The 12947-nt window shown below is 53.3% G+C and carries 10 protein-coding genes; 1 reads left to right on the top strand and 9 read right to left on the bottom strand.

Going from position 1 to position 12947, the window contains the following annotated elements; translation table 11 throughout:
• Window positions 1-17: 17 nt before the first annotated feature.
• From carB to glnA, 6 genes are all read right to left on the bottom strand, one after another.
• Window positions 18-3233 carry a carbamoyl-phosphate synthase large subunit gene (carB, locus tag ACQGQ5_RS08750; RefSeq protein WP_455736141.1) on the bottom strand — a complete coding sequence of 1072 codons (3216 nt, stop codon included), beginning with the start codon at window positions 3231-3233 and terminating at the stop codon, window positions 18-20.
• Complete coding sequence (locus ACQGQ5_RS08755; RefSeq protein WP_455736142.1) at window positions 3230-4306, bottom strand: carbamoyl phosphate synthase small subunit; 1077 nt, start codon at window positions 4304-4306, stop codon at window positions 3230-3232. Before ACQGQ5_RS08755 ends, carB begins: the two co-directional genes overlap by 4 nt.
• Before the next feature lie 64 nt (window positions 4307-4370).
• Window positions 4371-5591, bottom strand: a complete 1221-nt coding sequence (locus ACQGQ5_RS08760; protein ID WP_455736143.1) for an LL-diaminopimelate aminotransferase — start codon at window positions 5589-5591, stop codon at window positions 4371-4373.
• Window positions 5592-5633: 42 nt separating this feature from the next.
• Window positions 5634-6467 (bottom strand): diaminopimelate epimerase, encoded by an 834-nt coding sequence (gene dapF / locus ACQGQ5_RS08765; RefSeq protein ID WP_455736305.1) that lies wholly within the window; start codon window positions 6465-6467, stop codon window positions 5634-5636.
• A gap of 13 nt (window positions 6468-6480) precedes the next feature.
• Complete coding sequence (locus ACQGQ5_RS08770; RefSeq protein WP_455736144.1) at window positions 6481-7023, bottom strand: ANTAR domain-containing response regulator; 543 nt, start codon at window positions 7021-7023, stop codon at window positions 6481-6483.
• Window positions 7024-7069: 46 nt separating this feature from the next.
• Window positions 7070-8401, bottom strand: a complete 1332-nt coding sequence (gene glnA / locus ACQGQ5_RS08775) for a type I glutamate--ammonia ligase (RefSeq protein WP_455736145.1) — start codon at window positions 8399-8401, stop codon at window positions 7070-7072.
• 346 nt (window positions 8402-8747) lie between these two features.
• Between glnA and gdhA the strand changes: the two genes are divergently transcribed.
• On the top strand, window positions 8748-10079 hold the full coding sequence (gdhA, locus tag ACQGQ5_RS08780; RefSeq protein ID WP_455736146.1) for an NADP-specific glutamate dehydrogenase: 1332 nt from the start codon (window positions 8748-8750) through the stop codon (window positions 10077-10079).
• A 103-nt stretch (window positions 10080-10182) separates the two neighbouring features.
• Here the strand turns inward: gdhA and rlmH are convergent, their stop codons facing one another.
• The 3 genes from rlmH to ACQGQ5_RS08795 all read right to left on the bottom strand — a co-directional run bounded on the left by rlmH (window position 10183) and on the right by ACQGQ5_RS08795 (window position 12818).
• Window positions 10183-10662 carry a 23S rRNA (pseudouridine(1915)-N(3))-methyltransferase RlmH gene (gene rlmH / locus ACQGQ5_RS08785; RefSeq protein ID WP_455736147.1) on the bottom strand — a complete coding sequence of 160 codons (480 nt, stop codon included), beginning with the start codon at window positions 10660-10662 and terminating at the stop codon, window positions 10183-10185.
• Between the two features lie 9 nt (window positions 10663-10671).
• Complete coding sequence (locus ACQGQ5_RS08790; RefSeq protein ID WP_455736148.1) at window positions 10672-11466, bottom strand: MBL fold metallo-hydrolase; 795 nt, start codon at window positions 11464-11466, stop codon at window positions 10672-10674.
• Between the two features lie 68 nt (window positions 11467-11534).
• Window positions 11535-12818, bottom strand: a complete 1284-nt coding sequence (locus ACQGQ5_RS08795; RefSeq protein WP_455736149.1) for a UDP-N-acetylglucosamine 1-carboxyvinyltransferase — start codon at window positions 12816-12818, stop codon at window positions 11535-11537.
• Window positions 12819-12947 lie beyond the last annotated feature (129 nt).

Consider the following 12947-nt stretch of genomic DNA (forward strand, 5'->3'; position numbering starts at 1 on the left):
TTGTTTGAATGGAGCTGTCAGATGAAGTTCAGGAACTTGGAAACCTTCGTGATATCGATCACAGAAAGCTGGGTGGTTTCCACGTGCTGCGCACAGGTCAGAAACGCGTTGGCCGTATCCAGCGAAGTCAGGCAGGGAATGCCGGATTCCACCGCGTTTCTGCGTATTTTATAGCCGTCCCTGTTATGCGCCACCCCGCGGGACGGAGTATTGATAACCAGATCGATTTTGCCCGAGGCGATATGGTCGAGGATATCCGGGCTGCCCGTCCCGATTTTATTGGTGCGGATGGTCGGGATATCGTGGTCGTTCAGGAAGTCGGAGGTTCCCGCCGTGGCGTAGATCGTCCATCCAAGGTCGTAAAGCCCCCTGGCAATGGGCAGGGCCTCTTCCTTATCGCTGTCCTTCAGGGTAAAGATCACCCTGCCGTTTTTGATCATGTGTACGCCGGCGCCGTAAAACGACTTGATCAGCGCCTCGTCAAAGGTACGCGCGATTCCCAGCACCTCGCCGGTGGATTTCATCTCCGGACCGAGATTGACGTCGGCCCCGTAAAGCTTTTCAAAGGAGAAAACCGGCATTTTGATGGCGATCAGGTCTTTTTCTTTTTGCAGTCCGTAGTGGTAACCCATGTCCGGCAGCGTCTTTCCAAAGAAAGTGCCGACAGCCAGCGGAACGATCGGGATCCCCGTCACCTTGCTGATATAGGGCACGGTTCTGGACGAACGCGGATTTGCCTCGATGACATACACCTCCTGATCCTTGACGATAAACTGGATATTCAGCAGTCCCTTGACCTTCAGCGCTTTCGCGAGCCGGCGGGTATACTCCACAATCAGCTCCTGCATGTCCTTCGGTACGCCGATGGCGGGATAAACGGAAATGCTGTCCCCCGAATGGATGCCGGCGCGCTCAATATGCTGCATGACGCCCGGAATGACCGAGTCGATTCCGTCGCAGACGGCGTCGACCTCCACCTCGGTGCCCATAATGTATTTATCCACCAGAATCGGATGCTCCTGTGCGATCCGGTTGATGATGCCGATCTGCTCGACGATGTCTTCGTCGGCATACGCGATATGCATGCCCTGTCCGCCGAGCACATAGGAAGGCCGGATAAGCACCGGGTAGCCCAGCTCGTTCGCCGCCCGGATGGCTTCCTCACAGGTAAAGACCATACGGCCATCCGCGCGCGGGATCCGGCATTCAAACAGGATCTTGTCGAAACGCTCGCGGTCTTCCGCCTCATCGATGCTGTCAAACGAGGTCCCGAGAATCGGAATGCCCATTTTTTCAATAGCCCCGGCCAGCTTGATGGCGGTCTGTCCGCCGAACTGCACGACGGCGCCGTCCGGTTTTTCCAGATCGACAATATGGCGCACATCCTCTTCGGTCAGCGGTTCAAAGTACAGCTTATCCGCAATGTCAAAGTCCGTGCTGACGGTCTCCGGATTGTTGTTGACGATGATCGTTTCATACCCCAGGTCCCTCAGCGCCCAGACGCTGTGAACGGAACAGAAATCGAACTCGATCCCCTGCCCGATGCGGATGGGACCGGAGCCGATGACAAGGATCTTCTTCCGGTCGCCCTGCGGTACGGATTCATTCTGGATTCCGTAGCTGGAGTAATAATACGGCGTTTCCGCGTCGAACTCGGCCGCGCAGGTGTCGACCATTTTATAAATGGGATGAATGTCCCACTCGTCTTCCATTGCCCGGATTTCTTCTACGGTCTTGCCGCTTAATTGCGACAGGGTTTTATCAAGGAACCCAAAGTCCTTTGCTTTCAGAAGCAGGGCCTTATCAATCGGCCGCGCGGCAAAAGCTTTTTCGACCTCGATGATCGAGAGCAGCTTGTCCAGGAACCAGAGATCGATTTTCGTAATATCGTGAATCTTTTCCGGGGTCACGCCGCGCCTCAACGCTTCGGAAACCACCCAGAGCCGCCGGTCGTCGACGACATAAAGCCGCTGCTCCAGCTCGCTGTTCGTAAGGCTGCCGACGTTGGGGTCGAGCAGGCTGAAAACATTCTGCTCCAGCGAGCGGATGGATTTCATCAAAGCCGCCTCGAAGGTCGGAGCAATCCCCATGACTTCGCCGGTCGCTTTCATCTGGGTGCCCAGGCTGCGCTTGGCGTAGACAAATTTATCAAACGGCCATCTCGGAATCTTCACCACGCAGTAGTCCAGCGTCGGCTCAAAGCACGCAAAAGTCTTTTTCGTAATGGCGTTCTGAATTTCATCCAGCGTATAGCCCAGCGCGATTTTGGAAGCCACCTTCGCGATCGGGTAGCCCGTCGCCTTGGAGGCAAGCGCGGAAGAACGGCTCACGCGGGGATTTACTTCGATCACGCAATACTCAAAGCTCTTCGGATTCAGAGCGAACTGAACGTTGCAGCCGCCTTCCACCTTCAGCTCCCGGATGATGGCAAGCGCGGCGGAACGGAGCATCTGCGTTTCCTTATCCGCAAGCGTCTGGCAGGGAGCGACGACAATGGAGTCGCCGGTATGGACGCCGACGGGGTCGAAGTTTTCCATGTTGCAGACCGTGATGCAGTTGCCGTTGCGGTCGCGCATGACTTCGTACTCGATTTCTTTCCAGCCGGAAATGCACCGTTCGATCAGCACCTGGTTCACACGGCTGCGGTGCAGGCCGAGTGTTGCGATCGAGAGCAGCTGCTCTTCGTCGGCCGCGATGCCGCCGCCGCTTCCTCCCAGTGTGTACGCGGGGCGCACAACAACGGGATAACCGATTTTCCTCGCGATTTTGACGCAGTCCTCAATATTTTCCGCAACGGCGCTCTGCGCGCAGGGCTGCTGGATACGCTCCATGGCTTCCTTGAACAGCTCCCTGTCCTCCGCCATCCGGATGGTGTCGGCGTTCGTGCCGATCATTTCCACGTTGTTTTCCTTTAAGAAGCCGGTCTCTTCCAGCTCCACCGCAAGGTTCAGCGCGTTCTGGCCGCCCAGGGTCGGAAGGATACTGTCCGGGTTTTCCTTGAGAATTACCTTTTTGATGGTTTCAACAGTCAGAGGCTCAATATAAACCTTATCGGCGATCTGCTTGTCCGTCATGATGGTAGCCGGGTTTGAGTTGATCAGGATGACCTCTACGCCCTCTTCGCGGAGTGCGCGGCAGGCCTGTGTTCCGGCGTAGTCGAACTCCGCGGCCTGACCGATAATGATCGGACCGGAGCCAATGATGATCACCTTTTTGATATCTGCTCTCTTCATATCTGGCCTCCTCCTGTCAGCTTGAAAAATTGATCGAAAAGAAAGCCTGTGTCAAGCGGGCCCGGAGAAGCTTCCGGATGGTACTGCACAGAAAACACTTTTCCGTTTTTATAGTTCAATCCCTCAATACTGCCGTCATTCATGCTGATAAAGCGGACGTCGGCTACTGAAGGATTGATCGTGTCGCCATTGACCACAAAGCCGTGGTTCTGGGAAGTGATATACACCCTGTTGGTACTTAAATCCTTGACCGGGTGATTGATTCCTCTATGGCCATATTTTAATTTATAAGTATCAAATCCCTGAGAAAGCGCCATCAGCTGATGTCCCAGGCAGATCGCAAAGGTTGGGACGCCATGAGCGTACACCCTTTTCAGTTCAGAAATAGCCTTTGTGCACTCCTTCGGGTCGCCGGGGCCATTGGAGAGCATGATGCCGTCCGGTGAAAAAGACATCATATCCTCAAAAGAGGCGTCGTACGGGAAGCATTTTACGGTACAGCCGCGCTTCACCAGCGAACGGATGATGTTGCTCTTCACCCCATAATCCGCCAGAGCGATCTTAACGGGTCCGTCGCCGTACACCTTCTGTTCCCCGCTGCTGACAAGAGGGACGCAGGATTCCAGCACAAAGGCTTCGATCTGTTTTTTCATTGCCGAGGGATCAATCTGATCTCCGTATGCAATCATGCCGCGCATGGTGCCGCTCTCACGCAGCACCTTCGTAACGGTGCGCGTATCCACCCCCTGAATACCGGGAACGTGGTTCTGCTTCAAAAAGGTGTTCAAATCCACGTCACGGCGGAAATTACTGGCCGCGCCGGAAACGGACCGTACGATAAAAGCCCGCAGCCACGGCTTTGTAGATTCCGCGTCGTCATAGCAGATGCCGTAATTCCCGATGAGGGGATAGGTCATGACGACGCCCTGCCCCGCATAGGACGGGTCGGTCAGCAGCTCCGTGTAGCCGCACATGGCGCTGTTGAACACGACCTCGCAGAGAACGTCATGTTCATCGCCAAAACCCGCCCCCTCAAAGGTCATTCCATTTTCAAGCATCAGCAATGCTCTCATTTAATCACCAACCATTCTTATTATTCAACATCAATCGCAATTGTTCAGACAGCAAATCGGCTCGTTACGCTTTGAAGGAGCGGATGATTCTTTCCACCGCTTTTTCCGTATTTTCCTTCGTGTTAAAGGAAGTCAGGCGGAAATAACCTTCGCCGCCCACGCCGAAGCCGGAACCCGGAGTACCGACCACGCCGGTTTTTTCAAGCAGAAGATCGAAAAACTCCCAGGAAGTAAGTCCGTCGGGCGTTTTCAGCCAGACATAGGGCGAGTTCACGCCGCCGTAGACTTCAAATCCCGCCTTTTGCAGGCCGTCCACAATGATTTTGGCATTCTTGAGATAGTAAGCGATATTTTCCCTGACCTCACGCCGCCCTTCCTCGGAAAAAACCGCCTCTGCGCCGCGCTGGACGACATAGGAAACACCGTTCATCTTTGTAGACTGGCGCCGGTCCCACAGCTTGTTCAGAGAGACTCCGCCAAATACCAGCTCCTTCGGAATCACAGTGTACGCGCAGCGCGTTCCGGTAAAGCCGGCGGTCTTTGAAAAGCTTCTGAACTCGATCGCGCATTTTTTCGCGCCCTCTATTTCATAAATGCTGTGCGGCATGTCCTCTTCCGTGATAAACGCTTCGTACGCGGCGTCGTAGAGGATAACAGACTGATTCGCAAGCGCGTAATCCACCCACTTTTTCAGCTCCCCGCGGCTGATTCCCACACCGGAGGGATTGTTGGGAAAGCAGAGATAGATCATATCGGCGCGCTCTTTGGGCAGCTCGGGCAGAAAGCCGTTCTCCTTCCGGCAGGGCATGTAAACGATCCTGCTCCATCCCCTGCCCTCGCCGTACTCCCCGGCTCTTCCGGCCATCACATTGGTGTCGACGTAAACCGGGTAAACCGGGTCGCACACCGCAACCACGTTATCCACGCCGAAGATATCGCCGATGCTGCCGGTATCGCTTTTCGCGCCGTCGCTGACAAAAATCTCATCGATATCAATCTGTACCCCGCGCTTTATAAAATCGTTTTCCGCGATCGCGGTACGAAGAAATTCATAACCGGCTTCCGGGCCGTAGCCGCGGAAGGTTTCCGCTTGACCCATCTCTTCCGCGGCGGCCTGCATGGCCTTTACCACCGCTTTCGGCAGCGGGCGGGTAACATCCCCGATTCCCAGGCGGATGATCTCCGTTTCCGGATGTTGTCCGGAAAATTCGTTTACCTTTTTCGCAATATCCACAAAGAGGTAGCTTGCGGGCAGCTTTACAAAGTTTTCGTTCACTTTTAACAAAATACTACATTCCCTTCCTTCATGATTTCCGGCAGACAGAAGCTAAATCTCTATCGTCCCGTCAAAGACGAATTCCGCCGGACCGCGCATCAATACCCTATCCGTCTTTTCTTCCCATTGGATATGCAAATCACCGCCCCTGAGACGGACGGTTATACTGCGGCCTGTTTTCCGGTTCGCCGCACAGGCGACCGCCGCGGCGCACGCCCCGGTTCCGCACGCCCAGGTTTCCCCGGAGCCGCGTTCCCACACGCGCATGTTCACTTCTTCCGGACTCAGCACCTGGACAAACTCAATGTTTGCCCTGTGCGGAAAAATTTTGTCGCACTCCAGCATCGGACCGATTTTTTCAATCTCCGCCTTGGTTACGTCATCGACAAACAGCACGCAGTGCGGATTTCCCATGGAAACGCAGGTCACCCTGTATTCCGTTCCGCCGAACACGACGGGCTCGTCGATCATCCGGTCCTTCGGGTACGCCGCCGGGATCTTTTCGGTCCGAAAGTCCGGGCAGCCCATATCCACGGTAACGGAAACGACTTTCCCGTTCTCGACGTCCAGATAAAGCGTTTTTACGCCGCTCATGGTGTCGACCTTCAGAACGTCTTTTTTTACAATTCCGCGTTCGTACACGTATTTGCCCACACAGCGGATCCCGTTGCCGCACATCATAGCCTGCGACCCGTCCGCGTTGTAAATATCCATACGGCAGTCGGCTTTGTCAGACGGCTCTATCAGAATGATTCCGTCCGAACCGACGCCGAAATGTCTGTCACTGAGCTTCACGGAAAGCCCGGATGGATTTTGGACTTTTTCCTCAAAACAGTTGAGATAGATATAGTCGTTGCCGATACCCTGCATCTTTGTGAATTTCAACAAAATCCACCTCCTATAAATTCAGAATAATCATTGCGGTTTCTATCATTTTTTTACCGGAATCCATACTTTTCTTTTGAATAAAGCGGTGGGCCTGCGGTTCGGTAAAATGATTGCGTTCCATTAAAATGTTTTTTGCCTGTTCAATCACCTGTTTTTCATCAAAGCTCCCACCGGCGATCTTCTTTTGAATGGTAAGGCTGCTGTAATCGGAAATATTCAGCAGCATATTCACGGAAGAAATCAGGTCCATCCGATTGATCGGCATGATCAGGCTGGCACAGGAAAGCGATTCGGAAATATCCATCTGCCGGGACTTTACGATAAACAGAAAATCGTAATTGGAACCGGCCGTTCCCGGAAGGTTCAGCGCCGGCATATCCATCAGCTTTACACTGCAGACCACCACGCCTCCGTGATAATGCCTGTTCGCAAAATCGATTACCTGTGCGCCGGTTGTACACACACCGCTGACATTCAAACCGCCGGTACGGAGGACGGCCGCTATTTTTTTAGCGTAGTCCGCGTTTGAATTCGCTACAAGAATACTGCTCATCTTTCACAACTCCGTAGAAAGGAATGCGGTGTTTTTGGCTGCCTCATCAGAATTTATTCAGATACTGATCCAGTTCCCACTCCGTAACCGTAGTGGAAAAATCGTGCCACTCTCTTTCCTTCGCCTCGGTGTACTTGTTAAACACATGGCCGCCCAGGACTTTTTCGATAAAAGGGTCCGCCTTCATTTCCGAAACGGCGATGCTGAGGTCGGTCGGCAGCGCCTCTATCCCCGCAGCCGCTCTTTCCCCGATATCAAAATCATAAATGTTCGCAGCAACCGCGTCAGGCGGCATCAGGTCGTTTTTGATTCCGTCCAGCCCCGCCGCGAGCAGCACCGCGAACTCCAGGTAAGGGTTGCAGGCGGGATCGGGGTTGCGCAGCTCCACCCGTGTGCCCTCCCCTCTGGAGGCGGGCACACGGATCAGCGCGCTGCGGTTGCTTAAGGTCCAGGCAATATTGCAGGGCGCCTCAAAGCCCGGGACCAGTCTTTTGTAGGAATTGACCAGCGGATTGGTAATGGCGCACATCCCTTTGATATGCTTTAAAATTCCTGCAATGAAATTATATGCAATATGGCTCAATCCGGTCTCGCTGTCCGGATCGTAAAAGGCATTCTTTCCGTCTTTGAACAGGGACATGTTGGTGTGCATTCCGGAGCCGCAGCGCCCGTAAACCGGCTTGGGCATAAAGGTGGCGCAAAGCCCGTGAGAATCCGCGCAGGACTTCACGACCATCTTAAATGTCAGAATATTATCCGCCGCGGAAAGCGCCTCGCTGTATTTAAAATCGATCTCGTGCTGCGCAAAGGCGACTTCATGGTGCGACGCTTCGATTTCAAACCCCATCTCTTCAAGATTCAGGCAGATATCGCGGCGCGCGCTTTCGCCCAGGTCGGACGGCCCCAGATCAAAATAGCCGGCGGTATCGTGCGTAACGGTCGTGGGATGCCCGAATTCGTCCGTGTTGAAAAGGAAAAATTCACATTCGGGGCCTACGTTGAACGCGTATCCCATCTCCGCCGCTTCCTTCAGCGTCCTTTTCAGGACATAGCGGGGGTCGCCCTCAAACGGATCTCCGTTCGGCTTGTAGATATCGCAGATCAGCCGGGCGACACGGCCGTGCTGCGTGTGCCACGGAAGGATGGTAAAGGAATCCAGGTCCGGCCTGAGGTACATGTCGGACTCCTCAATCCTGACGAACCCTTCGATGGACGAGCCGTCGAACATGCACTGATTGTCAAGCGCCTTTTCGATCTGACTGGTCGTAATGGCCACATTTTTCAAGGTACCCAGAATATCTGTAAACTGCATGCGGATAAACCGCACATTATTTTCATCGATCATCCTGATGATGTCGTCTTTCGTATATTTACTCAAATCGATACCTCCCTGAAAATAAAAATAACAAGGGTGCTCCCTTACAGAACCTCCTTGTCTACATCATTTCAATAATAAGTATATTTTATTATATTCTGTATGCAGTGTCAATCTTTTTCGAATTGAAAGGAACATTTCATTTTAATGCACAAATTTTCGATCGTTCCCCTTTATTTTCCGTCTTTTTGCAGAATCGATGCGTTTGTCCTGCAAAAAGCAAAGATTTTTTTTATAAATTTTAATTGTAATGATTGTATCCGGGCTTTTGCTGTGCTAAACTGTTGAATTGAGAAGGATTGTTAAGTCGGATAATACCGTTCTCAATTTTATATAGGAGGATATCCCCATGTCTTATGTGAAAGAGCAGCTCGCAAACATAATCCAGCAAAATCCCAGCCAGCCCGAATTTATTCAGGCGGTAACCGAAGTTTTAACGTCCCTGGCTCCGGTTATTGAGCAAAATCCCCAGTATCAGAAAGCCGGTATTCTGGAAAGGCTGACCGAGCCGGACAGACAGGTGAAGTTCCGCGTAGCCTGGGTGGACGACGCGGGCAGCGTACGGGTAAACCGCGGCTACCGCGTTCAGTTCAACAACGCGATCGGACCGTACAAGGGCGGCCTTCGCTTCCATCCGTCCGTAAACATCGGTATCTTGAAATTTCTTGGATTTGAACAGATCTTCAAGAATTCCCTGACCGGCCTGCCGATCGGCGGAGGCAAGGGCGGTTCCGACTTTGACCCGAAAGGCAAATCCGACCGCGAGGTCATGGCTTTCTGCCAGAGCTTTATGACGGAGCTCTGCCGCCACATCGGACCGGACACAGACGTTCCCGCCGGTGACATCGGCGTAGGCGGCCGCGAAATCGGCTACCTGTTCGGCCAGTACAAGCGCCTCCGGAACGAATACTCCGGAATTCTGACAGGCAAGGGGCTGACCTTCGGCGGCTCCCTCGTCCGCACGGAAGCGACCGGTTTCGGCCTGCTTTACTTCACCGACGCAATGCTCCGTAAAAATGGCAAATCCATCGAAGGAAAAATCATCGATATTTCCGGCTCTGGCAACGTCGCCATTTATGCCTGCCAGAAGGCACAGGAGCTCGGCGGCAAGGTCGTGACCATGAGCGATTCCACCGGCTGGATCTACGACGCCGAGGGAATCGACCTCAAGGCGATCAAGGAAATCAAGGAAATCAAGCGCGGACGCCTGTCCGAGTACCGGGCATATCGCCCGAATTCCGTATACCAGGAAGGCAAAGGCGTTTGGAGTACTCCATGCGACATCGCACTTCCCTGCGCCACCCAGAACGAGCTGCTTCTCGACGACGCGAAAGAGCTCGTGAAAAACGGCGTATTCGCCGTGGCGGAAGGCGCCAATATGCCGACCAGCATTGAAGCCACGGAATACTTCCAGGCAAACGGCGTTCTGTTCGCCCCCGGCAAGGCGTCCAACGCCGGCGGCGTCGCAACCTCCGCACTGGAAATGAGCCAGAACAGCATGCGCCTTTCCTGGAGCTTTGAGGAAGTCGATGGAAAGCTGAAGAGCATTATGGAAGACATTTTCACAAACGCCTCCGACGCCGCGGAAAGATACGGCTGCCCGAAGAATTATGTAACGGGCGCCAATATTGCGGGCTTCGTCAAGGTAGCGGACGCCATGCTCGCGCAGGGCACGGTTTAATAGCCGGATTTAGACATACCAACATAAAAACCGCCGTCCGAAAATTTTCCGGACGGCGGTTTTTATGTGCCCATACTGTGCAGACCGCACTGTTCAAAAGCGATTATTTGTGGTATTTGCCGTGATGGATGATCTGAAAGGCGCGGTATATCTGCTCGCAGAGCATCACACGGGCCAGCTGATGAGGAAAAGTCATCGGCGACATGGAAAGGCGGAAACCGGCCCTTTGTTTTACCGCCTCGCTGAGCCCGAACGAGCTTCCGATGACGAAGCTGACCGTGCTGGTTCCGCTTACGGCCAGCGTATTGATCTGATCGGAAAGCTGCCCGGAGGAAAGCGTTTTTCCCTCAATGCAAAGCGCAAACAAGGCGGATTTCCCCGCGGCGGAAAGAATGGCGTCCCCCTCTGTTTTCAGGGCGGACCTGATCTGAGCGTCCGACGGATCGTCCGGCAGCCTGCACTCGGGAAGCTCAACGATGGAAAAACCGCAGAACGCGCGCAGCCTTTTTTCGTACTCCGCGCAGGCGTCCCTCCAATAGGCTTCCTTCAGTTTTCCGACACAGATAAGACGAACCGTAAGCATAAATTCCACCTAAAAAATGATTCCTTTTCCCGTATTGTTTTCTCTCGGCGCAACGGAAAGCTGAAAGTCGACTCCCTCTTTCAGCCCGGCCACGGAAAGAGAGCACAGGGCCGTTTGAAACGCAAGCTCCGGCGTGTTGTTTTCAGCGCTCAGGTGCGCCAGGATAAACCGCGTTGTTCCCTTTTGCGCCAGATCCGTAAGTTCATCCGCGCAGGCCTGATTGGAAAGGTGGCCCGTGTCGGACAAAATCCTCCGTTTCAGCGGGTACGGATAAGGCCCGTTTTGCAGCATTCCGACATCATGGTTTGATTCCAGCACCACCAGATCCGCGCCGGTCAGCTGATCGCGCACCGTGTCGGATAAAAAGCCGAGGTCGGTGGAAAAGCCGACACTTCGCCCGTCGTGGGTCTGCACGCGGTATCCGACGCTTTCCGCACAGTCGTGGGAGGTACGGAAGGGCCTGATAAACATACCGGCGCATTCCATTCCCTTTTCACCGATCACATCCGCCTGAAAAGTCCCGTTGGCGCACCCCATCTTTTCCAGCGCGTTTAAAGTGCCGGAAGAGGCGTAAACCGGAATATGCTTCCGGGAAGCCAGGACGCGCAGGCCCCGGATATGGTCGATATGTTCATGCGTGACAAAGATCGCTTTCACCGACTCGATGCCTATCCCGCAGGTTTCCAGCATATTGTTGAGCTGCTTTGCCGTTCTGCCCGCGTCGATCAGAATCCCCGCGCAGGAAGAACCTATGTAATAACTGTTTCCGCTGCTTCCGCTGAAAAGCGGACAAATTCTCGCCATGGACGACCCCCCAAATTAAAGAAAAGGGAAAGACCGGTGTCAATCCCTTTCAAATCGTTCAAAAATATTCAGATCGCCTGCGCCACTGCCGGCTCAGGAACATGAACCCGCTGAATATCCGCCCCTAAATTCAAAAGCTTCTGCTCTACATTTTCATATCCGCGCTCAATATGATTGATGTCCTCAATCTGAGTAGTGCCCGACGCCGCAAGCGCCGCAATCATCATCGCCGCACCGGCACGCAAGTCGGTTGCCTTTACAGGTGCCGCATTCAGATGATCGACGCCTTCCACAACAGCAAGCTTGCCGTCAACGGAAATCTGCGCGCCCATTCTTCTGAGCTCTTCCACATAGCGGAAGCGATTGTCCCAGACACTCTCGTTAATGATGCTCGTCCCGTTCGCCATGGAAAGAAGCACCGCGATCTGCGGCTGCATATCCGTCGGGAAACCCGGATGGGGCATTGTCTTGATATTGCATTTGTTCAGTTTTCCCGTCCGGCTGACACGGACCGCGTCGTCGAATTCCTCCACCTGAACGCCCATTTCCTCCAGCTTGGCGGAAATGGATTCCAAGTGCTTGGGAATTACGTTTTTGACAAGGACGTCCCCGCAGGTCGCCGCAGCGGCGACCATATAGGTACCCGCTTCAATCTGGTCGGGAATAATGGAATAGGTCGTTCCGGCCAGATGGGTCACACCGTATATTTTGATCACGTCGGTGCCGGCGCCCCTGATATCCGCTCCCATGGAATTCAAAAAGTTGGCAAGGTCGACAATATGGGGTTCCTTTGCAGCATTTTCAATGACTGTCATCCCTTTTGCCTTTACAGCAGCCAACATAATATTTACGGTTGCGCCGACAGACACAACGTCAAGATAAATATTGGCTCCTGTTAAAGCCTGCGTATAGACGTCCACCATGCCGCCTTCCAGCTTATAGGCCGCGCCGAGGGCCGCAAAGCCCTTCAGGTGCTGGTCAATCGGGCGGACCCCGAAGTCGCATCCGCCCGGCATGGTAACCACCGCGTGGTTAAAGCGGCCAAGCAAAGCGCCTAAAAGGTAATAAGACCCACGTATATGGCGCGCAAGCTCGTAGGACGCCACGTGGGTATGAATCGGTCTTGGATCAATTTCAATCGTCGATTTATCGATATTGCGAATTTTAGCCCCCATATCATACAGGATCCTTGTAATGGAAGCAACGTCTGTAATATTCGGAATATTTTCGATACGGCACACATCATCTGCCAAAATCGCTGCGGGGATAATTGCGATCGCGGCATTCTTTGCACCGCTGATGCTGACTTCACCGGTCAGGCGATTGCCACCTTTAATAACGTACTTGTCCAATGCGGCACGCTCCAATCTAAAGTTAAACAATACTATTATTACATTTTTACGCAAAATATTAAGCGTTTTCAATGAATATATTGTTGTAAATATTTTGAAAGTAATCAAGTAAAATATACGAAAAAAGCA

The sequence above is a fragment of the Caproiciproducens sp. genome, from assembly GCF_053840905.1.